This window comes from Streptococcus mitis (genome assembly GCF_047465045.1).
Classification (GTDB): Bacteria; Bacillota; Bacilli; order Lactobacillales; family Streptococcaceae; genus Streptococcus; species Streptococcus mitis_DT.
The window spans coordinates 12,677-32,534 of the sequence record NZ_JASHAR010000022.1 but is presented as its reverse complement, the minus strand read 5'-3'; the positions used below and the strand labels follow the sequence as shown (position 1 = coordinate 32,534).

26 protein-coding genes are annotated in these 19,858 nt (G+C 41.5%); 24 read left to right on the top strand and 2 right to left on the bottom strand.

What is annotated here, in order from left to right; genetic code table 11:
* Window positions 1-256: transposase (locus QM409_RS09765; protein WP_414310503.1), on the bottom strand; the 256-nt coding region annotated here is incomplete at its 3' end.
* Window positions 257-466: 210 nt separating this feature from the next.
* Between QM409_RS09765 and QM409_RS09760 the strand changes: the two genes are divergently transcribed.
* The 16 genes from QM409_RS09760 (at window position 467) to QM409_RS09685 (ending at window position 10,050) form a co-directional block, all read left to right on the top strand.
* Window positions 467-973 (top strand): dihydrofolate reductase, encoded by a 507-nt coding sequence (locus QM409_RS09760; RefSeq protein WP_049544335.1) that lies wholly within the window; start codon window positions 467-469, stop codon window positions 971-973.
* On the top strand, window positions 973-1,143 hold the full coding sequence (locus tag QM409_RS09755; protein WP_000442260.1) for a hypothetical protein: 171 nt from the start codon (window positions 973-975) through the stop codon (window positions 1,141-1,143). Before QM409_RS09760 ends, QM409_RS09755 begins: the two co-directional genes overlap by 1 nt.
* Window positions 1,144-1,179: 36 nt before the next feature.
* Window positions 1,180-2,412, top strand: coding sequence for an ATP-dependent Clp protease ATP-binding subunit ClpX (clpX, locus tag QM409_RS09750; RefSeq protein ID WP_025169664.1), 1,233 nt, complete (start codon window positions 1,180-1,182; stop codon window positions 2,410-2,412).
* Between the two features lie 8 nt (window positions 2,413-2,420).
* Window positions 2,421-3,008, top strand: coding sequence for a ribosome biogenesis GTP-binding protein YihA/YsxC (yihA, locus tag QM409_RS09745; protein WP_000422604.1), 588 nt, complete (start codon window positions 2,421-2,423; stop codon window positions 3,006-3,008).
* 10 nt (window positions 3,009-3,018) lie between these two features.
* On the top strand, window positions 3,019-3,399 hold the full coding sequence (locus tag QM409_RS09740; protein WP_001140420.1) for a RidA family protein: 381 nt from the start codon (window positions 3,019-3,021) through the stop codon (window positions 3,397-3,399).
* A 51-nt stretch (window positions 3,400-3,450) separates the two neighbouring features.
* Window positions 3,451-4,341 (top strand): RNase adapter RapZ, encoded by an 891-nt coding sequence (gene rapZ, locus QM409_RS09735; protein ID WP_000163058.1) that lies wholly within the window; start codon window positions 3,451-3,453, stop codon window positions 4,339-4,341.
* Window positions 4,338-5,315 carry a YvcK family protein gene (locus QM409_RS09730; protein WP_414305626.1) on the top strand — a complete coding sequence of 326 codons (978 nt, stop codon included), beginning with the start codon at window positions 4,338-4,340 and terminating at the stop codon, window positions 5,313-5,315. Before rapZ ends, QM409_RS09730 begins: the two co-directional genes overlap by 4 nt.
* Window positions 5,312-6,223, top strand: coding sequence for a DNA-binding protein WhiA (gene whiA, locus QM409_RS09725; RefSeq protein WP_049487137.1), 912 nt, complete (start codon window positions 5,312-5,314; stop codon window positions 6,221-6,223). The genes QM409_RS09730 and whiA overlap by 4 nt, the downstream gene beginning before the upstream one ends.
* Window positions 6,224-6,359: 136 nt before the next feature.
* Complete coding sequence (locus tag QM409_RS09720) at window positions 6,360-6,758, top strand: DUF1310 family protein (protein WP_153209666.1); 399 nt, start codon at window positions 6,360-6,362, stop codon at window positions 6,756-6,758.
* Entirely contained in the window at window positions 6,751-6,975 is a 225-nt protein-coding gene (locus QM409_RS09715; protein ID WP_061864398.1) for a hypothetical protein, read from the top strand. The genes QM409_RS09720 and QM409_RS09715 overlap by 8 nt, the downstream gene beginning before the upstream one ends.
* Window positions 6,976-7,022: 47 nt before the next feature.
* Window positions 7,023-7,427, top strand: coding sequence for a DUF1310 family protein (locus QM409_RS09710; RefSeq protein ID WP_153209665.1), 405 nt, complete (start codon window positions 7,023-7,025; stop codon window positions 7,425-7,427).
* A 5-nt stretch (window positions 7,428-7,432) separates the two neighbouring features.
* Complete coding sequence (locus tag QM409_RS09705) at window positions 7,433-7,660, top strand: hypothetical protein (protein WP_061864397.1); 228 nt, start codon at window positions 7,433-7,435, stop codon at window positions 7,658-7,660.
* 47 nt (window positions 7,661-7,707) lie between these two features.
* On the top strand, window positions 7,708-8,103 hold the full coding sequence (locus QM409_RS09700; RefSeq protein ID WP_153209664.1) for a DUF1310 family protein: 396 nt from the start codon (window positions 7,708-7,710) through the stop codon (window positions 8,101-8,103).
* Window positions 8,100-9,350, top strand: coding sequence for an Mbeg1-like protein (locus tag QM409_RS09695; RefSeq protein WP_061864396.1), 1,251 nt, complete (start codon window positions 8,100-8,102; stop codon window positions 9,348-9,350). Before QM409_RS09700 ends, QM409_RS09695 begins: the two co-directional genes overlap by 4 nt.
* Complete coding sequence (locus QM409_RS09690) at window positions 9,332-9,739, top strand: hypothetical protein (RefSeq protein ID WP_042750795.1); 408 nt, start codon at window positions 9,332-9,334, stop codon at window positions 9,737-9,739. Before QM409_RS09695 ends, QM409_RS09690 begins: the two co-directional genes overlap by 19 nt.
* Window positions 9,739-10,050, top strand: coding sequence for a hypothetical protein (locus QM409_RS09685; RefSeq protein ID WP_061864395.1), 312 nt, complete (start codon window positions 9,739-9,741; stop codon window positions 10,048-10,050). The genes QM409_RS09690 and QM409_RS09685 overlap by 1 nt, the downstream gene beginning before the upstream one ends.
* Window positions 10,051-10,110: 60 nt before the next feature.
* Here QM409_RS09685 and QM409_RS09680 read toward each other — a convergent pair whose 3' ends face one another.
* On the bottom strand, window positions 10,111-11,079 hold the full coding sequence (locus QM409_RS09680) for an NAD(P)/FAD-dependent oxidoreductase (RefSeq protein ID WP_061864394.1): 969 nt from the start codon (window positions 11,077-11,079) through the stop codon (window positions 10,111-10,113).
* A gap of 242 nt (window positions 11,080-11,321) precedes the next feature.
* Here QM409_RS09680 and cdaA point away from each other — a divergent pair, with 242 nt between their 5' ends.
* The 8 genes from cdaA (at window position 11,322) to QM409_RS09640 (ending at window position 19,840) form a co-directional block, all read left to right on the top strand.
* Complete coding sequence (gene cdaA, locus QM409_RS09675; RefSeq protein ID WP_125448153.1) at window positions 11,322-12,179, top strand: diadenylate cyclase CdaA; 858 nt, start codon at window positions 11,322-11,324, stop codon at window positions 12,177-12,179.
* Window positions 12,166-12,945, top strand: a complete 780-nt coding sequence (locus tag QM409_RS09670; RefSeq protein ID WP_001230940.1) for a YbbR-like domain-containing protein — start codon at window positions 12,166-12,168, stop codon at window positions 12,943-12,945. Before cdaA ends, QM409_RS09670 begins: the two co-directional genes overlap by 14 nt.
* Window positions 12,946-12,969: 24 nt before the next feature.
* Window positions 12,970-14,322, top strand: a complete 1,353-nt coding sequence (gene glmM / locus QM409_RS09665) for a phosphoglucosamine mutase (RefSeq protein WP_153209661.1) — start codon at window positions 12,970-12,972, stop codon at window positions 14,320-14,322.
* A gap of 73 nt (window positions 14,323-14,395) precedes the next feature.
* A complete protein-coding gene (locus tag QM409_RS09660) occupies window positions 14,396-14,770 on the top strand; it encodes a DUF1149 family protein (RefSeq protein ID WP_060627763.1) in 375 nt (124 codons plus the stop codon).
* A 1-nt stretch (window position 14,771) separates the two neighbouring features.
* A complete protein-coding gene (locus tag QM409_RS09655; RefSeq protein ID WP_125454996.1) occupies window positions 14,772-15,620 on the top strand; it encodes a DegV family protein in 849 nt (282 codons plus the stop codon).
* A 388-nt stretch (window positions 15,621-16,008) separates the two neighbouring features.
* Window positions 16,009-16,776, top strand: a complete 768-nt coding sequence (gene dapB, locus QM409_RS09650; protein ID WP_414305627.1) for a 4-hydroxy-tetrahydrodipicolinate reductase — start codon at window positions 16,009-16,011, stop codon at window positions 16,774-16,776.
* Window positions 16,773-17,972, top strand: a complete 1,200-nt coding sequence (locus QM409_RS09645) for a CCA tRNA nucleotidyltransferase (RefSeq protein ID WP_153199119.1) — start codon at window positions 16,773-16,775, stop codon at window positions 17,970-17,972. The genes dapB and QM409_RS09645 overlap by 4 nt, the downstream gene beginning before the upstream one ends.
* Window positions 17,969-19,840: an ABC-F family ATP-binding cassette domain-containing protein gene (locus QM409_RS09640; protein WP_414305628.1), complete on the top strand. Its 1,872-nt coding sequence runs from the start codon at window positions 17,969-17,971 to the stop codon at window positions 19,838-19,840. The genes QM409_RS09645 and QM409_RS09640 overlap by 4 nt, the downstream gene beginning before the upstream one ends.
* Window positions 19,841-19,858 lie beyond the last annotated feature (18 nt).

Below are 19,858 nucleotides of genomic sequence, written 5' to 3'. Positions count from 1 at the left end.
TAGCGAGATTTTCAATCATCATTTTTTCAATTTTTCGACCAGAGAAAATCCCTTGTGAATAGGCAAATAGAAGAGTAGCTATAAGCATTTTAGGGTGATAAGACGGACGAGCAAAGGCATGATAGAAGGCATGGAAGTGACAATCCTCCAAGGTATTTACCACTTTTTCAATAGTAAAGACGAGATGGTCCTGTGGCAAGAAAGAACTGATTTCTAGTGGTAAAGTTGTTTGATTTGTGTTATAGTGAATATGCATGGGATAGCCTTTCTGAATGGTTTATTAAACAATTCTATTTTACCGAGACTATCGTAACCATGCAAAAAAGCAACGGCAAATCCGTTGTTTTTTTGGAAATAAGGGACTATTGTCCCAGCCTCTTCTTTTCTATCAAACTGAACGCATTCCAAACCAGTCTTTTTTTGAGTTTTTTGATAAAATAGTACTATCAGTAAAAAGGATGGAAGCATGACTAAGAAAATCGTAGCTATTTGGGCCCAGGATGAAGAGGGTGTGATTGGGAAGGACAATCGTTTGCCTTGGTATTTGCCAGCAGAATTGCAACACTTCAAAGAAACAACTCTGAATCATGCTATCTTGATGGGGCGTGTGACCTTTGATGGAATGGGACGTCGTCTGCTTCCAAAACGAGAAACCTTGATTTTGACACGTAATTCGGAAGAAAAGATAGACGGAGTTGCTACTTTTCATGATGTCCAGTCTGTCTTGGACTGGTATCAGGGTCAAGACAAGAATCTCTATATTATCGGTGGCAAGCAAATTTTTCAGGCTTTTGAACCCTACCTTGACGAAGTGATTGTCACTCAAATTCATGCTCGGGTGGAGGGAGATACCTATTTCCCTGAGGAGTTTGATTTGTCTCTTTTTGAGACTGTTTCAAGCAAATCCTACGCCAAAGATGAGAAAAATCCTTATGATTTTACCATCCAATACCGCAAGAGAAAGGAAGTCTAATGGAACGTAGTATATTTGGTTTTTTCACAGCCATGCTGTGTTTGGTATGTTTGCTTGCTGGGGCACAGGCTTTTCGTAAAAAGCGCTATGGACTTTCTGTCCTGCTCTGGTTAAATGCCTTTACCAATTTGGTCAACAGTATCCATGCTTTTTACATGACCTTATTTTAGATAGAATGACAGTATAGAATAGAACGGAAGGAAATCATGCCTACAACTAGGAATAATGATATGATGGTTTATTGCTCATTTTGTGGCAAAAGCCAAGAAGAAGTACAAAAAATAATCGCTGGGAACAACGCCTTTATCTGTAATGAATGTGTGGAGTTAGCCCAGGAAATCATTCGTGAGGAGTTGGCTGAGGAAGTCTTGGCAGACTTGTCAGAAGTTCCAAAACCAATCGAACTTCTCCATATCTTGAACCACTATGTAATCGGTCAAGATCGTGCCAAGCGTGCCTTGGCAGTAGCTGTTTACAACCATTACAAACGCATCAATTTCCACGATACGCGTGAAGAGTCAGAAGATGTGGATTTGCAGAAGTCAAACATCTTGATGATTGGCCCAACTGGTTCGGGGAAAACTTTCCTTGCTCAGACCTTGGCTAAGAGCTTGAATGTACCTTTTGCAATTGCGGATGCGACAGCTCTTACGGAGGCTGGTTATGTAGGTGAGGATGTGGAAAATATCCTCCTCAAACTCTTGCAGGCTGCTGACTTTAACATTGAACGTGCAGAGCGTGGCATTATCTACGTGGATGAAATTGACAAGATTGCTAAGAAGAGCGAGAACGTGTCTATCACACGTGATGTTTCTGGTGAAGGGGTGCAACAAGCCCTTCTCAAGATTATCGAGGGAACAGTTGCAAGCGTGCCGCCTCAAGGTGGACGTAAACATCCACAACAAGAGATGATTCAAGTGGATACTAAAAATATCCTCTTCATCGTGGGTGGTGCCTTTGATGGTATTGAAGAAATCGTCAAACAACGTCTGGGTGAAAAAGTCATCGGATTTGGTCAAAACAATAAGGCGATTGACGAAAACAGCTCTTACATGCAAGAAATTATCGCAGAAGATATTCAAAAATTTGGTATTATCCCTGAGTTGATTGGACGCTTGCCAGTCTTTGCAGCTCTTGAGCAATTGACTGTTGATGACTTGGTTCGTATTTTGAAAGAGCCAAGAAATGCCTTGGTCAAACAGTACCAAACCTTGCTATCTTATGATGATGTCGAGTTGGAATTTGACGACGAAGCCCTTCAAGAGATTGCCAATAAGGCCATTGAACGCAAAACGGGTGCGCGTGGTCTTCGCTCGATTATCGAAGAAACCATGCTAGATGTCATGTTTGAAGTACCGAGTCAGGAAAATGTGAAATTGGTTCGCATCACGAAAGAAGCTGTCGATGGAACGGATAAACCAATCCTAGAAACAGCCTAGAGGTGACTATGGAACTTAATACACATAATGCTGAAATCTTGCTCAGTGCGGCCAATAAGTCCCACTATCCGCAGGATGAACTGCCAGAAATCGCTCTTGCAGGGCGTTCAAATGTTGGCAAGTCTAGCTTTATCAACACCATGCTGAACCGTAAGAATCTAGCCCGAACATCAGGTAAACCTGGTAAAACCCAGCTTCTCAACTTCTTTAACATTGATGACAAGATGCGCTTTGTGGATGTGCCTGGTTATGGCTATGCCCGTGTTTCTAAAAAGGAACGTGAAAAGTGGGGGCGCATGATTGAGGAGTACTTAACGACTCGGGAAAATCTCCGTGCGGTAGTCAGTCTAGTTGACCTTCGTCATGACCCGTCAGCAGATGATGTGCAGATGTACGAATTTCTCAAGTACTATGAGATTCCAGTTATTATCGTTGCGACTAAAGCAGACAAGATTCCTCGTGGTAAATGGAACAAGCATGAATCAGCAATCAAAAAGAAATTAAACTTTGACCCAAGTGACGACTTTATCCTCTTTTCATCTGTCAACAAGGCAGGGATGGATGAGGCTTGGGATGCAATCTTAGAAAAATTGTGAGGAAAAGAAAATGGCAAAAACAATTCATACAGATAAGGCCCCAAAGGCTATCGGACCCTATGTTCAAGGAAAAATCGTTGGCAACCTTTTGTTTGCTAGCGGTCAAGTGCCCCTATCTCCTGAAACTGGGGAAATCGTTGGAGAAACGATCCAAGAACAGACAGAACAAGTCTTGAAAAACATCGGTGCTATTTTGGCTGAAGCAGGAACAGATTTTGACCATGTTGTCAAAACAACTTGCTTCTTGAGCGATATGAACGACTTTGTTCCTTTTAACGAGGTTTACCAAACGGCCTTTAAAGAGGAATTTCCAGCTCGTTCAGCTGTGGAGGTAGCTCGTCTTCCTCGTGATGTAAAAGTCGAAATTGAAGTCATCGCAGAGATTGGATAAGCTAGTTGAAGTTTGGTGTTGCCAAACTTCTTTTGATATAAGGAGAAAAAGATGACAAAGAAACAACTTCACTTGGTGATTGTGACAGGGATGAGTGGTGCAGGGAAAACAGTTGCCATTCAGTCCTTCGAGGATTTAGGTTATTTTACTATTGATAATATGCCACCAGCTCTTTTGCCTAAGTTTTTGCAGTTGGTGGAAACAAAGGAAGACGACCATAAGTTGGCCTTGGTAGTAGATATGCGTAGCCGTTCTTTCTTTTCAGAAATTCAAGCTGTCTTGGATGAGTTGGAAAATCAAGATGATTTGGATTTCAAAATTCTCTTTTTGGATGCAGCCGATAAGGAATTGGTCGCTCGTTACAAGGAAACCAGACGGAGTCACCCATTAGCAGCAGATGGACGGATTTTAGATGGAATTAAGCTGGAACGTGAACTCTTAGCACCACTGAAAAACATGAGCCAAAATGTGGTGGATACGACAGAACTTACTCCTCGTGAACTGCGTAAAACCATTGCAGAGCAGTTTTCGGATCAAGAACAAACCCAGTCTTTCCGTATCGAGGTCATGTCTTTCGGCTTTAAATATGGAATCCCGATTGATGCAGATTTAGTCTTTGATGTGCGCTTTTTGCCAAATCCATATTATCTACCAGAACTGCGTAATCAAACGGGTGTAGATGAACCAGTTTATGATTATGTCATGAATCATCCTGAGTCAGAAGATTTTTATCAGCATTTGTTAGCCTTGATTGAGCCGATTTTGCCAAGTTACCAAAAGGAAGGGAAGTCCGTTTTGACTATCGCCATGGGTTGTACGGGTGGACAACACCGTAGTGTGGCCTTTGCCAAACGCTTGGCGCAAGACTTATCTAAGAATTGGCCTGTTAATGAAGGGCATCGCGACAAAGACCGAAGAAAGGAAACGGTAAACCGTTCATGAGAAAACCAAAGATAACGGTGATTGGAGGAGGGACTGGGATCCCCGTCATTCTTAAAAGTCTACGTGAAAAAGATGTGGAAATCGCTGCTATCGTAACGGTGGCGGATGATGGTGGTTCATCGGGTGAACTCCGAAAAAATATGCAGCAATTGACACCGCCAGGTGATCTTCGTAATGTCCTTGTGGCCATGTCGGATATGCCTAAGTTTTATGAAAAGGTCTTTCAATACCGCTTTTCTGAGGATGCTGGAGCCTTTGCTGGTCATCCATTGGGCAATCTCATTATTGCAGGTCTGTCAGAGATGCAGGGTTCGACCTATAATGCCATGCAGTTATTGAGCAAATTTTTCCATACAACTGGGAAGATTTATCCTTCCAGTGACCATCCTTTGACCCTGCACGCAGTTTTCCAGGATGGGACAGAAGTAGCTGGAGAGAGCCATATTGCAGACCATCCAGGCATGATTGACCATGTCTATGTGACCAATACCCTCAATGATGATACGCCTCTGGCTAGCCGTCGAGTAGTGCAGACTATTCTTGAAAGTGACATGATTGTCCTCGGACCTGGTTCCCTATTTACCTCGATTTTGCCCAATATCGTGATTAAGGAAATCGGGCAGGCTCTTTTGAAAACCAAGGCAGAAATCGCCTATGTCTGCAATATCATGACCCAACGTGGGGAGACGGAACACTTTACAGATAGTGATCACGTGGAGGTCTTGCATGGTCACCTTGGCCGACCTTTTATCGACACTGTCTTGGTGAATATCGAAAAAGTGCCTCAGGAATACATGAATTCCAACCGGTTTGATGAATATTTGGTGCAGGTGGAACATGATTTTGCTGGTCTTTGTAAGCAAGTTCCGCGCGTGATTTCATCTAACTTCCTTCGTCTGGAAAATGGAGGTGCCTTCCACGATGGAGATTTGATCGTGGATGAGTTGATGCGCATTATACAGGTGAGAAAATGAGTTTCACAGTAGCAGTAAAAGAAGAAATTCTGGGTCAGCACCATCTAAGCCGACATGAACTGTCTGCCATTATCAAGATGTCTGGTAGCATCGGTCTCTCGACCTCGGGCCTAACCTTGTCTGTCGTGACAGAAAATGCCAAGCTGGCTCGTCACCTCTATGAGTCCTTTCTCCATTTTTATGAAATCAAATCGGAAATTCGCCACCACCAACGGAGCAATCTTCGCAAGAATCGAGTCTATACCGTTTTTACAGATGAAAAGGTGCAGGACTTGTTAAGTGATTTGCACTTGGCAGACTCCTTCTTTGGCCTGGAAACAGGTATTGATGAGGAGATTTTATCAGATGAGGAAGCAGGTCGTGCTTATCTTTGTGGCGCTTTCTTGGCAAATGGAAGCATTCGTGACCCTGAGTCAGGCAAGTACCAGTTGGAAATCAGTTCTGTTTATCTGGACCACGCGCAAGGGATTGCCTCTCTTCTCCAGCAGTTTTTGCTGGATGCCAAGGTGCTTGAGCGCAAGAAGGGGGCGGTGACCTATCTCCAGCGTGCCGAAGATATTATGGACTTCTTGATTGTCATCGGAGCTATGCAGGCGCGTGATGATTTTGAGCGGGTTAAGATTTTGCGAGAAACCCGTAATGACCTCAATCGAGCCAATAATGCAGAAACAGCCAATATTGCTCGGACAGTTTCTGCCAGCATGAAGACTATCAACAATATCAGTAAAATCAAAGATATCATGGGCTTAGAAAACCTGCCAGTGGATTTGCAGGAGGTAGCGCAATTGCGGATTCAGCACCCAGACTACTCTATCCAGCAGTTAGCAGATAGTCTCAGCACTTCCCTTACAAAAAGTGGTGTCAACCACAGACTCAGAAAAATCAATAAGATAGCCGATGAACTATAAAACCACGAATCGTAGGACTCGTGGTTATTTTCTTGAAGTTATAAAATAAATATGTGAGAAATATTTTAATGAAAGTCCACTTTATAATCTATGGTATACTATAGATGAGTTACACGGTCAGGTTAAAGGAGACACCATGAAAAAAACTAAAAAAAGTATGATTATTTTATTCAGTATTTTAGCAGTCATTGGAATCGCAGTAGGAGGATGTAGCATGCACCAATACCAAAAGAAACAAGAAATGATAGCCATCGCGACAAGTGACGAGGCTAGAAAGGTTTATGAAGAATATTTAAAGAAAGAAGATCCCAAAGCACTGACCGAAGACGGTATCATTAAGAGTTATGAAATTGATAAAGAAAAACTTTCCTATAATCCAATGGGAGGTTTAATGGTACGTTTATTTTTGAACGGGAAAAAAGATCTTAGGATGAATTTTAACTTAATAGATAATGGAGATGGTACCTATAGTACTGCATACTATGGATATACTGGTGACCTAAGCAGGATTTTGGAAGAAGGAAAAAATGATTAAGGACTATGTAAATGATAAAAATCTTCAAATAGCAATGACAGAGTATGACTCTGAAATGGATTTAGATCATGTTGTGAAAACTCAAAGAGGAGATCAACTTGGCACTGTCACCCAAGTCTACAACAATACTACAGGAGCGGGCGAGCAGGTTTATGCGGTTGTAAAAAATCCTAATGAAAATGCTGAGGATGTAGAGGAAAGTTATGCTATACTATGAGTAAGTTCATTTCTAATTTATTGATAGGATAGCGTAAAGGAGGAAACATGAAAACATCTAAAAAAAGTATGATTATTTTATTCAGTATTTTAGCAGTAATTGGAATTTCAATAGGAGGATGTAGCATGCACCAATACCAAAAGAAACAGGAAATGATAGCCATCGCGACAAGTGATGAGGCGAAAAAGGTTTATGAAGAATATTTAAAGAAAGAAGATCCACATGCTTTTACTGACAAAGGATTCGTACATTCTTATCAAGTGAAACAAGATTCATTAAGTTATAATCCAATGGGTGGGCTGATGGTTTCTTTAATAATCAATGATGATAATGAAATGCTTGTGGATTATAATTTGATTGAAAAGTCTGACGGAAATTATACTTCAGCATTTTATGGAAGTACACCTAAATTTTGGCAGACTCGTGATAAATATTATAAAAAAGAGGAGTGATAATTATGCTGGAAAAATATATTGACGAGCCTCATCTTCAGATAGCAATGACAGAGTACCAATCTAACATGAAAGAAAATAAATATGAGGTTAATACTCAGTATAATCAAAATGTAGGTTATGTCACCCAAGTCTACAACAATACTACAGGAGCGGGCGAGCAGGTTTATGCAGTTGTAGAAAATTCTGATGAAGAAGCTGATAAGGTACAGGAAAGTTATGCTATACTATGAGTAAGTTAGTCCCTAATTCATTGATAGGATAGCGTAAAGGAGGCACTATGAAAAAAACAAAAAAAAGCATGATTATTTTATTCAGTATTTTAGCTGTAATTGGAATAACAGTAGGAGGATGTAGCATGCACCAATACCAAAAGAAACAGGAAATGATTGCCATCGCAACAAGCGATGAGGCGAAAAAGGTTTATGAACATTTTATGAAATCAAAAGACCCCAAAGCATTCACCGATGAAGGAATTATAAAGAATTATGAGATTGATGAAAGTAGCTTAAGTTATAACCCAATGGGGGGATTAATGGTTTCAGTGGTTATCAACAAAGATAATGAATTAAATATAAATTATAATTTGATTGAAAACAAAGATGGCTCATACCATTCAGCATATTATTCTACTTCACCAAGATTATCCAAACTTTTGAAAGGGAATAATGAATGACACAAAATTATGTTAAAGAAGATAACCTTCAAACCGCAATGGCAGAGTATCAGGATAATATGGGTGAGAGAAGAACTTTATATGACCAATATGAAATAGAACTTGGCACTGTCACCCAAGTTTACAACAATACTACAGGAGCGGGCGAGCAGGTTTATGCGGTTGTAAAAAATCCCAATGAAAAAGCTGAGGATGTACAGGAAGTAACGGTTCTCTTTCGTGGTTCTACGGGTCCAGATCATATTTTGAATGAAGCACCAGATGTCTGGAATGACTGGGCTGAAAATGATGCAGTTATAGCCAAGAGAATTGTAATGCAAAGCAATCCCAGCGACCGAGACAATTCTACCGAGCAGCTAAAGGCTTCTGCCAGAGCTTTAAAAGATATCATGGAAAAATATCCTAATGCCAAGATTAATATCTATGGGCATTCACTTGGATCTATGGATGCTCAGTATGCCATGGCTGCCCTTGAAGCGTCCCAAATCGAACGAATCCAACAGGCTTATATCTACAACGGGCCTGATATCTATCGAATCCTTAGCCCTGAACAGAGGAAAATTGTTGATCAGATTAAAGGACGTATCTACAACTATGCTGACCCTAAAGATAAGATTAGCATGGTTGGAAGAGATCCTGCCAAGGGCAGTATCGGGTCTGTAGGTATGGTTTATTATGTAGATAGTGAACAAGAGGATTTTGTAAATCAGCATATGACCTATGGTTATCGCTTGGATAAGAATGGGAAAATAAAAATTCTCTCCAATACTAGTACAGTCGCATATAACGACTTCCTGATTAAAATGGAAGGGTATAAAACACTTAAAAATATATTGTCTTCTGATGGATATACAGCAGGGGAACAACTCTTTCTGGATTCTGAGCAAGCTAAGATTGCAGCTTCGGGTATTTGCCGTATCGTCACAGAGGAGATGGATATTATTAAAAATATCTATAATAGAGGAATTCAAGACGCAAGTGAAGTATTTGCATCTTGCAGTAATGTCCCTTGGGGATTTATCCTTAGTTCATATGAAACAGAGGTTGCCTATTCCGAAGGAGGCTTGAACTATGAAACAACTATTGGTATCATTCAGAATCGATTTCATCCTGTTGTAGATAAGGTAAAACAACTAGAAAAAGATTTTACAGACTTGGAAAAGCAAATCCAAAACGGAATTCAGAAGAAATTAGATGAAGATAGGGAATTAGCTAGTAAATTTAGCCAGTGGGAGAGTTTGTTATGATTCAGGATGACATCTGGAAAAAGCGCCAGCGTTTAGAAGAATGTGAGGATAACTATCGACGTTCTTGTAAAAAAATCGAAAATCAGTATGAGGAAGCCAACTATAAATTTCAACAATTGCGGCATATGATTGATGAGAAGCATCGAATCATTTCCCATTCCTTAGACCAGTTAGGTGGAGATACAACCGAATGGCGTTATCAGTCCAATCAACTCGCATCCAACTTTAGTCAGCAAATCGAGATGGCATATCGAAATAGACAAGGGCAACTCGAACAAGAAGAGATGAAGCTAGAGCAAGAATACAAACGACAATACCGTCTTTTAGAAGATGGGCTTGCCAGAGCCCAGGAACAGCAACGGCGCTTAGAAGAACGAGGTAAAAAGTAATGGCGAATGTATTTGATTATATTAATGATTTTTTCGCGGGAGGAGAGGAGGCACTAAGAAATATTGAAAAAGAGTTGGAACGATCATTTATAAAAAACATCTTGGCTCCAGCAAAAAAAGCTCGTATTTCCACTATAGAAAAAGATACAGAAAAATATATGAAAATTTCTCTATTAAGTGCTCAAGAAAGTTTGAAAGAAGTTTCGAAAAATATTGATAGTTCGATGAAGGGAGAATTTTCTACAAAAGTAGTTGAAACTATAGAAACGAAAAGTAAAGAATATCCAAATGCTTTAAATGGTACAAAGTAAAACTCCAGTTATAGCCGATGAACTATAAAACCACGAATCGTAGGACTCGTGGTTCTTTTCTTATAAACTTGTTGAGTGTTTGGGTTGTACTTTTTGGTCAGGGTCGATGTAGTTGATGGCGTTGTTAACAGCGGTTGGTGCTTCTCCGAGGCCTGTGGCAATCAAATCAATCTTTCCTTCGTAGTAGCAGCAGTCACCGATAGCATAGATACCTGCTTGGCTGGATTCCTGTTTGCTGTTGACGATAATCTTGTGGCGGTTGAGGTCCAGACCCCAGTTTTTAAGGTTACCGACAGAAGATTTGAAACCATAGTTGACAAAGAGGTGGTCTAGGTCAATCGTTTCGGTTTCATCAGATTTGACTTTTGTGATTTCAAGTTTATCGAGCGTTTTTCCATCTCCAAGGAGTTGGCTAGGGACGAATGGTGTCTTGATGCTCACAGATGATTCCTGTAAGGCTTGAACACTGTGCTCCAAGGCGCGAAAATTATCTCTGCGGTGAACAAGGGTAGTTGGTGCAATTTTTTCAAAAGCCAAAGCCCAATCCACAGCTGAGTCTCCCCCACCAAGAATCGTCACTTTCTTACCAGCATATTGCTGGATGTTGGAAACGTGGTAGTGGATATTTTCATATCCTTCAACGCCTTCTAGTTCCAGAGGACGTGGTTTGAAGGCACCGCCACCCATAGCGATGATAACTGTTTTAGACAAGTGACTTCCTTTAGAGGTTGTAATGGTAAAGCCATCTTCTTGTTTTTCAATCTCAAGAACCGTTTCATTGAGATGAATAGGGGTATCAAACCCGTTTAGTTGTTCAATCAAGCGGTTAGTCAACTCTTCTCCAGTCAGGTTTGGGAATCCTGGAACATCGAGGATTTCCTTTTCAGGATAGAGAATAGCTGGCTGTCCACCTAGTTGAGGAAGGGAATCGATGATTTGGACCTTGGCTTGGCGTAGATGGGCATAGAAGGCTGCAAAAAGACCGACAGGACCACCACCTACAATGGTAATATCATAGAGTTGAGACATGGTTTCTCCTTTGTTTTTCTAGTCATACTCTTCGAAAATCAAATTCAAACCACGTCAGCGTCGCCTTACCGTACTCAAGTACAGCCTGCGGCTAACTTCCTAGTTTGCTCTTTGATTTTCATTGAGTATCAGTTTATTTTATCATATTTTTCCTTAATTTAAAATGAAGTAGGATAGGGAAAAAAATGCCAGAAAAATGGTATAATAGAAAGGAACGTGTTTGGACAGAGAGGAGACAGCAGATGAACTTTCAACAATTATCCAATCTGCAATATTGGACTAGCTTGTTTTCTAGTCCTTGGAGTATTGCCATCAATGTGTTTGATATTTTGATTGTGGCCTATATTTTATATCGTTTTACAAAAGCGATAGCTGGCACCAAGATTATGATTTTGGTGCGTGGGGTCGTGATCTTTGTATTAGCCCAGGTTGTGGCCAATATCCTTGATTTAACAACGATTTCTTGGTTGATTAATCAGATTATCACCTATGGGGTTATTGCTGCGGTTGTTATCTTCTCTCCAGAGATTCGGACTGGTTTGGAACGCTTGGGAAGGGCGACAGATTTCTTTTCTACTGCTCAAATTAGTGCAGAGGAGCAAATGATTCGTGCCTTTGTCAAGTCGGTTGAATATATGAGTCCTCGTAAGATTGGTGCTCTGGTTGCCATCCAACGAGTTCGGACCTTACAAGAATACATTGCGACAGGGATTCCTTTGGATGCCAATATTTCAGCTGAACTCCTTATTAATATCTTTATCCCCAACACTCCCCTACACGATGGTGCTGTGATTATCAGAGAAAATCGAATAGCAGTAACCTCTGCCTATCTTCCCTTGACAGAAAGCACAGGGATTTCCAAGGAATTTGGGACCAGACACCGGGCGGCTATCGGTTTGTCAGAAGTATCCGATGCCTTGACCTTCATCGTCTCAGAGGAAACAGGAGGCATTTCTATTACCTATAACGGTGTTTTCAAGCACGACTTGACGATTGAAGAATTTGAAGCAGAGCTACGAGCAATTCTTTTGCCAGCTGTTGAGGAAAAAGTCAGTTTCAAGGACCGTTTGCTAGGAGGTTGGAAATATGAGAAAAAATAGTCTATATATCATTTCATCTCTCTTTTTTGCTTGTGTCTTATTCATTTATGCAACGTCAACCAACTTTCAAAATAGCAATACCGCAAGGCAGGTCAAATCAGAAACCTACACCAATACGATAACGAACGTTCCTATCGATATTCACTATGATAATGACCAGTATTTCATTAGTGGATTTGCATCAGAAGTTTCAGTGATATTAACCGGAGCTAATCGTGTGACCTTGGCCAGCGAAATGCAGGAGAGCACTCGTAAGTTTAAGGTCACAGCGGATTTGACGGATGCCAGTGTTGGAACGATTGAAGTTCCCTTGAATATTGAAAATCTTCCAAGCGGATTGACCGCTGTGGCAACGCCTCAAAAGATTACAGTGAAAGTTGGGAAGAAGGTTAAGCGAGATGGGATGATTGTTGTGCCACAAGTTGACCAAAGCCAGATTGATTCCAAGCTACAAATTGATAGTGTAACCGTGTCAAACGAACGAGTTTCTGTCACAACTGACCAAGAAACATTAGCTAAAATCGATCGTATTATTGCGCTTTTACCAACCAGCGAACGCATAACCGGTAATTACAGTGGTTCAGTACCTTTGCAGGCAATCGATCGCAATGGTGTTGTCTTACCGGCAGTTATTACTCCGTTCGACACAACAATGAAGGTGACTACAAAACCAGTAGCACCAAGTTCAAGCACATCAAATTCAACTACAAGTAGTTCGTCGGAGACGTCTTCGTCAACGAAAGCAACTAGTTCAAAAACGAATTAAAAATAGAAAAAGGATTTTATAAAAATGGGTAAATATTTTGGGACTGATGGAGTCCGTGGAGAAGCTAATGTAGAATTAACGCCAGAATTGGCCTTTAAACTAGGACGTTTTGGAGGCTATGTTCTTAGCCAACATGAAACGGAAGCGCCGAAAGTTTTTGTAGGACGTGACACACGTATTTCTGGGGAAATGCTAGAATCTGCCTTGGTGGCAGGTCTCCTCTCTGTAGGGATTCACGTCTACAAACTTGGTGTCCTTGCAACACCAGCAGTAGCTTACTTGGTAAAAACTGAGGGAGCCAGTGCAGGTGTCATGATTTCTGCTAGCCACAACCCAGCCCTTGATAATGGGATTAAGTTCTTTGGTGGTGATGGTTTCAAACTAGATGATGAAAAAGAAGCAGAAATTGAAGCCTTGCTAGATGCTGCGGAAGACACTCTTCCTCGTCCAAGTGCTGAAGGCTTGGGAACCTTGGTAGATTATCCAGAAGGTTTGCGTAAGTATGAAGGATATCTTGTTTCAACTGGAACTCCTCTTGATGGAATGAAGGTTGCCTTGGATACAGCCAATGGTGCAGCTTCTACAAGTGCCCGTCAAATCTTTGCAGACCTTGGTGCTCAATTAACGGTTATCGGGGAAACACCAGATGGTCTTAACATCAACCTTAATGTTGGTTCAACCCACCCAGAAACCCTTCAAGAAGTGGTCAAAGAAAGCGGCTCAGCTATTGGTTTGGCCTTTGACGGAGATAGTGACCGCTTGATTGCTGTTGATGAAAATGGTGATATCGTTGATGGTGACAAGATTATGTACATCATCGGGAAATATCTTTCTGAAAAAGGACAATTGGCTCAAAATACAATCGTGACAACTGTTATGTCCAACCTTGGTTTCCACAAGGCCTTGGACCGTGAAGGTATTAACAAGGCAGTCACTGCAGTTGGCGATCGTTACGTTGTTGAAGAAATGCGAAAATCAGGCTACAACCTTGGTGGTGAACAGTCTGGTCACGTCATCTTGATGGATTACAATACAACAGGTGATGGCCAATTATCTGCTGTCCAATTGACTAAAATCATGAAGGAAACTGGTAAGAGTTTGTCAGAGTTGGCAGTAGAAGTAACCATCTATCCACAAAAATTAGTCAATATCCGAGTGGAAAATGCCATGAAGGAAAAGGCTATGGAAGTGCCAGCTATTAAGGCTATCATCGAGAAGATGGAAGAAGAAATGGCAGGGAATGGCCGTATCCTAGTACGCCCAAGTGGAACAGAGCCCCTCTTGCGTGTTATGGCAGAAGCGCCTACAACAGAAGAAGTGGACTACTATGTTGATACCATCGCAGACGTAGTTCGAGCTGAAATCGGGATTGACTAAATCCTAGAAAACTAGATGAAAATAAAAAATTATGGTACAATAGCTTATAATATTGTAGCCAAGGGAGAAAGACATGAATCTTAAACGTGAACAAGAATTTGTTAGTCAGTATCATTTTGATGCGCGTAATTTTGAATGGGAAAATGAAAATGGAGCTCCTGAAACTAAGGTGGATGTGAACTTCCAATTACTCCAACATGACCAAGAAAATCAAGTGACTTCTTTAGTGGTTGTCTTAAGTTTTATGATTGTCTTTGACAAATTTGTTATCAGTGGAACCATTTCACAGGTGAACCATATCGATGGTCGTATTGTTAACGAACCAAGTGAATTGAACCAAGAAGAAGTGGAAACCTTGGCTCGTCCATGTTTGAACATGCTCAACCGTTTGACTTACGAAGTAACTGAAATTGCATTAGACTTACCAGGAATCAATTTGGAGTTCTAATATGAAATTAGCTGTTATCACAGATTCCTCTGCCTATCTCAGTGCAGAGGCCTTGCAAAGAGAAGATTTATATGTCTTGGATATTCCTGTCAATATTGATGGTGAGGAGTATGTCGAAGGTATTAATCTGACTGCTGAGGAATTTTACCAAAAAATGGCTCAGGCTTCTGAATTGCCTAAGACCAGTCAACCAAGTATTGCCAAGTTAGATGAGATTCTAACTTCGCTCAAAGAACAAGGTTATACACATGCTTTGGGGCTTTTCCTATCTTCTGGAATTTCAGGTTTTTACCAAAATATCCAGTACATGGTCGATGACTATGAGGGCTTAACCATTGCCTTCCCAGACACTTTGATTACAAGTGCTCCTTTGGGTATCATGGTTGAAAGTGTCTTTAACTGGCGAGACCAGGGCGATGATTTTGCTATCATTCAGGATAAGCTAGCTATTCAGATTAGTCATACATCTGCTTTCATCATGGTGGATGACTTGGACCATTTGGTTAAAGGGGGACGCCTTTCAAATGGAGCTGCGATTTTGGGCAATCTGCTAAGCATTAAGCCAATCCTCTATTTCAATGATCAAGGTGTGATTGAAGTGTACGAAAAAGTTCGTACTGAAAAGAAAGCAGCCAAGCGTTTAATTGAGATTATCAAGGAAGCCACAGCTTCAGGCAAATACCGTATCATTGTCATTCACGGAAATGCTCCTGAAAAGGCTGAAGAATTGCGTCAGCACTTACTTGAATCTGGAGTGGGTACAGATATTTCACTTGCTACATTTGGTAGTGTCATTGGAACACACCTAGGAGCAGGAAGCATTGCTTTAGGTTATATTCCAGTGATTTAGTTGGTGCTTTTGAGCTAGTTAAGAAATCTTGTATCTTAGAGATTGAACACGGACCACCTGCCTCTTGAAAAAAGATGACTGTTTTTCCTTTCGTGGAAAGTCAGCGCCATTCCCTATTTTTCATGGGCAGCTAAGGTCCTTTGTATCTTGATAATTGAACACGCCTGGAACCCTGTGTGAAAAAGATAGTTCTTCCAAGGAGTATCTACTCCTTGATCAGAACTCCTATTTTCACTTTGTGTTCTTGCAGGCTTTGTATCTTAGAAATTGAACACGGACTACCTGCCTCTTGAAAAAAGATGCCTGTCTTGCCTTTCATGGAAAGTCAGCGTCATTCCCTATTTTTCAAGGGCAGCTAACGTCCTTTGTATCTTAGTCAGGAGTAGAGATGAGTATTCGAGTAATTATTGCTGGTTTTAAGGGAAAGATGGGCCAGGCTGCTTGTCAGATGGTCTTGGCTGATCCAGACTTGGACTTGGTAGCAGTTTTGGGTCCTTTTGAGTCTGAGTCAGAATGGCAGGGTATTCCTGTTTTCAAGGATAAGGCTGATTTAGCAGGCTTTGAAGCGGATGTCTGGGTAGATTTTACTACTCCAACTGTTGCCTACGAAAATACACATTTTGCTCTTGAAAATGGCTTTGCTCCAGTAGTTGGAACAACAGGTTTCACAAGTGAAGAAATTGCAGAGCTAAAAGCATTTTCTCGTGAACAAAATTTGGGTGGCCTGATCGCTCCTAACTTTGCCTTGGGTGCTGTTTTACTCATGCAATTTGCAAGGCAGGCTGCCAAATATTTCCCAAATGTGGAGATTATCGAGCTCCATCATGACAAGAAAAAGGATGCTCCGAGTGGAACAGCTATTAAAACAGCTGAGTTGATGGCAGAAGTTCGAGAGTCTATTCAGCAAGGTGCAACAGATGAGGAAGAACTCATTGCAGGTGCTCGTGGTGCTGACTTTGATGGCATGCGGATTCACTCAGTTCGTTTACCAGGCTTGGTAGCACATCAGGAAGTCATCTTTGGCAATCAGGGAGAAGGATTGACCCTCCGTCATGACTCCTATGATCGTAGCTCCTTCATGACAGGGGTGAATTTGGGAATTAAAGAAGTTGTCAAGTGTCATGAGCTTGTTTATGGATTAGAACACTTATTATGAGATTAACGCAAATGCCTTCTGAATTTCAGAAGGCTTTACCAGTATTAGAAAAAATTAAAGAAGCAGGTTTTGAGGCCTATTTTGTTGGGGGTTCTGTTCGAGATGCCCTCCTCAATCGTCCTATCCATGATGTGGATATTGCGACGTCTTCTTATCCAGAAGAAACCAAGCAGATTTTTCCGCGAACAGCCGATATCGGAATCGAGCATGGAACTGTCTTGGTCTTAGATGGGGACGAGGAGTATGAGGTGACTACTTTTCGGACAGAAGATGTCTATGTGGACTATCGCAGACCCAGTGCGGTTTCCTTTGTTCGCTCGTTAGAAGAAGACCTCAAGCGCCGTGATTTTACAGTCAATGCCTTTGCCTTGGACGAGACAGGAGAAATCATTGACTTGTTTCATGGTTTAGAGGATTTGGAAAAGCAAGTCTTACGAGCAGTTGGAGTGGCAAGTGAGCGTTTCAACGAAGATGCTTTGCGGATTATGCGTGGTTTTCGTTTTCAGGCCAGTCTTGGCTTTGAGCTTGAGTCAGAAACCTTTAAAGCTATGAAGACCTTGACGCCACTTTTGGAGAAAATTTCTGTAGAGCGTACCTTCGTTGAGTTTGATAAACTCTTGCTGGCTCCATTTTGGAGAAGGGGCTTGGCTTCCATGATTGAGAGTCAAGCTTATGATTATCTCCCTGATATGGAATCTAGCCAGGACAAGCTTAACAGACTGTTTGATTTAGAGACTGATTTCACCTTTGAATCTTCAGAGCAAGCCTGGGCGGCTCTACTGTGGGCTTTGGAGATTGAAAATGCGCAGCCATTTTTGAAGGCTTGGAAGACCTCACGTCAATTTGCCAAGCAGGTACAAGATTTGCTGACTATTTTGGCTTTGCGTGAAAAGGGAGAATTGAGCAAGCGCGATTGTTATCGCTTTGACTTGGATTTACTTTTACAGGCTGAAAATCTTCGACAGGCTCAAGGAAAAGAAGTCAACCTACAAGCTATCACAGAAACTTACCATAGTTTGACCATTCATGATAAGAAAGAAATCCAAATCAACGGTGGTATTTTGATCAAGGAATATGGTTATCAGCCGGGCCCAGACTTGGGAGATATTTTAACAGAGATTGAATATGCCATTGTCGATGGAGAATTGAAAAATGACCGTCAAGCCATCCATGCTTATCTAAGGGAGAAAAAATGAGTGATTTTATCGTTGAAAAACTAAGTAAATCCGTTGGTGACAAGACCGTTTTTAAGGATATTTCCTTTATTATCCATGACCTAGATAGAATTGGTCTGATTGGTGTCAATGGAACGGGCAAGACCACCCTTTTGGACGTCCTTTCTGGTGTTTCTGGATTTGATGGGGATGTCAGTCCCTTTTCAGCTAAGAATGATTACCAGATTGGTTACTTGACCCAAGATCCTGATTTTGATGATAGCAAGACAGTCTTGGATACGGTTCTCTCCAGCGACCTCAAGGAAATCCAGCTCATTCGTGAGTATGAATTGATCATGCTCAACTATAATGAGGACAAACAGGCGCGTTTGGAACGTGTCATGGCTGAAATGGATTCTCTCCAAGCTTGGGAAATTGAGAGTCAGGTCAAGACGGTTCTCAGCAAGCTGGGGATTCAGGACTTATCTACTCCTGTTGGGGAATTGTCAGGTGGTCTGAGAAGACGGGTTCAGTTGGCGCAAGTCTTACTTGGTAATCACGACCTTTTGCTTTTGGATGAGCCGACCAACCATCTGGACATTGCGACTATTGAGTGGCTGACCCTCTTTTTAAAAAATTCCAAGAAGACCGTCCTTTTTATCACCCACGATCGTTATTTCCTAGACGCTTTGTCAACACGTATTTTCGAGTTGGATCGCGCAGGTTTGACCGAGTACCAGGGAAATTACCAGGACTATGTTCGCCTAAAGGCGGAACAGGATGAGCGCGACGCGGCTCTACTTCATAAAAAGGAACAACTTTATAAGCAAGAATTGGCCTGGATGCGCAGACAACCGCAGGCGCGTGCGACCAAGCAGCAGGCTCGTATCAATCGTTTCCATGACTTGAAGAAAGAAGTTTCAGGTGGTGCTGCTGAGACAGACTTGACCATGAACTTTGAAACCAGTCGGATTGGGAAGAAAGTCATCGAGTTTCAGGATGTTTGCTTTGCTTATGATGACAAGATAATTTTGCAAGATTTTAATCTCTTGGTGCAGGCTAAAGATCGTATTGGAATCGTTGGGGACAACGGTGTTGGGAAATCAACTCTCCTTAACTTGATTGCAGGCATTCTTGAGCCGACAGCAGGACAAGTTGTGATTGGGGAAACTGTTCGTATCGCCTATTTCTCTCAGCAAATTGAGGGCTTGGATGAAAGCAAGCGAGTGATCAATTACTTGCAGGAAGTGGCAGAAGAGGTCAAGACCAGCGGTGGTTCTACGACTTCTATTGCAGAGCTGCTGGAGCAGTTTCTTTTCCCACGTTCGACGCATGGAACCTTGATTGAGAAATTGTCTGGGGGAGAGAAAAAACGTCTTTATCTCCTCAAACTGCTCTTGGAAAAACCAAATGTTCTTCTCTTGGACGAACCGACAAATGATCTAGATATTGCGACCTTGACAGTTTTGGAGAATTTCTTGCAAGGCTTTGCTGGTCCAGTTTTGACTGTTAGTCACGACCGCTATTTCTTGGATAAGGTAGCGACCAAGATTCTGGCTTTTGAAGATGGCAAGATTCGTCCATTCTTTGGTCATTATACCGACTACCTAGATGAAAAAGCCTTTGAAACAGAGATGGCCAATCAAGTACAAAAGGCTGAAAAGGAGAAAGTGGTCAAGTTTCGTGAAGACAAGAAACGCATGACCTATCAAGAAAAGCAGGAGTGGGCAAGCATTGAAGGCGATATTGAAGCCTTGGAAAATCGTATCGCTGCTATTGAAGAGGAGATGCAGGCCAACGGCTCTGATTTTAGCAAACTAGCTACTCTTCAAAAAGAACTGGATGAGAAAAACGAAGCACTCCTTGAAAAATACGACCGCTATGAATATCTAAGTGACTTTGATAGCTAGAAGAATAGAAAAATCCCG

Coding starts and splice junctions, on each gene's coding strand:
- QM409_RS09760 (WP_049544335.1), top strand. CDS start 467: ATGACTAAGAAAATCGTAGCTATTTGGGCCCAGGATGAAGAGGGTGTG.
- QM409_RS09755 (WP_000442260.1), top strand. CDS start 973: ATGGAACGTAGTATATTTGGTTTTTTCACAGCCATGCTGTGTTTGGTA.
- clpX (WP_025169664.1), top strand. CDS start 1,180: ATGCCTACAACTAGGAATAATGATATGATGGTTTATTGCTCATTTTGT.
- yihA (WP_000422604.1), top strand. CDS start 2,421: ATGGAACTTAATACACATAATGCTGAAATCTTGCTCAGTGCGGCCAAT.
- QM409_RS09740 (WP_001140420.1), top strand. CDS start 3,019: ATGGCAAAAACAATTCATACAGATAAGGCCCCAAAGGCTATCGGACCC.
- rapZ (WP_000163058.1), top strand. CDS start 3,451: ATGACAAAGAAACAACTTCACTTGGTGATTGTGACAGGGATGAGTGGT.
- QM409_RS09730 (WP_414305626.1), top strand. CDS start 4,338: ATGAGAAAACCAAAGATAACGGTGATTGGAGGAGGGACTGGGATCCCC.
- whiA (WP_049487137.1), top strand. CDS start 5,312: ATGAGTTTCACAGTAGCAGTAAAAGAAGAAATTCTGGGTCAGCACCAT.
- QM409_RS09720 (WP_153209666.1), top strand. CDS start 6,360: ATGAAAAAAACTAAAAAAAGTATGATTATTTTATTCAGTATTTTAGCA.
- QM409_RS09715 (WP_061864398.1), top strand. CDS start 6,751: ATGATTAAGGACTATGTAAATGATAAAAATCTTCAAATAGCAATGACA.
- QM409_RS09710 (WP_153209665.1), top strand. CDS start 7,023: ATGAAAACATCTAAAAAAAGTATGATTATTTTATTCAGTATTTTAGCA.
- QM409_RS09705 (WP_061864397.1), top strand. CDS start 7,433: ATGCTGGAAAAATATATTGACGAGCCTCATCTTCAGATAGCAATGACA.
- QM409_RS09700 (WP_153209664.1), top strand. CDS start 7,708: ATGAAAAAAACAAAAAAAAGCATGATTATTTTATTCAGTATTTTAGCT.
- QM409_RS09695 (WP_061864396.1), top strand. CDS start 8,100: ATGACACAAAATTATGTTAAAGAAGATAACCTTCAAACCGCAATGGCA.
- QM409_RS09685 (WP_061864395.1), top strand. CDS start 9,739: ATGGCGAATGTATTTGATTATATTAATGATTTTTTCGCGGGAGGAGAG.
- QM409_RS09680 (WP_061864394.1), bottom strand. CDS start 11,079: ATGTCTCAACTCTATGATATTACCATTGTAGGTGGTGGTCCTGTCGGT.
- cdaA (WP_125448153.1), top strand. CDS start 11,322: ATGAACTTTCAACAATTATCCAATCTGCAATATTGGACTAGCTTGTTT.
- QM409_RS09670 (WP_001230940.1), top strand. CDS start 12,166: ATGAGAAAAAATAGTCTATATATCATTTCATCTCTCTTTTTTGCTTGT.
- glmM (WP_153209661.1), top strand. CDS start 12,970: ATGGGTAAATATTTTGGGACTGATGGAGTCCGTGGAGAAGCTAATGTA.
- QM409_RS09660 (WP_060627763.1), top strand. CDS start 14,396: ATGAATCTTAAACGTGAACAAGAATTTGTTAGTCAGTATCATTTTGAT.
- QM409_RS09655 (WP_125454996.1), top strand. CDS start 14,772: ATGAAATTAGCTGTTATCACAGATTCCTCTGCCTATCTCAGTGCAGAG.
- dapB (WP_414305627.1), top strand. CDS start 16,009: ATGAGTATTCGAGTAATTATTGCTGGTTTTAAGGGAAAGATGGGCCAG.
- QM409_RS09645 (WP_153199119.1), top strand. CDS start 16,773: ATGAGATTAACGCAAATGCCTTCTGAATTTCAGAAGGCTTTACCAGTA.
- QM409_RS09640 (WP_414305628.1), top strand. CDS start 17,969: ATGAGTGATTTTATCGTTGAAAAACTAAGTAAATCCGTTGGTGACAAG.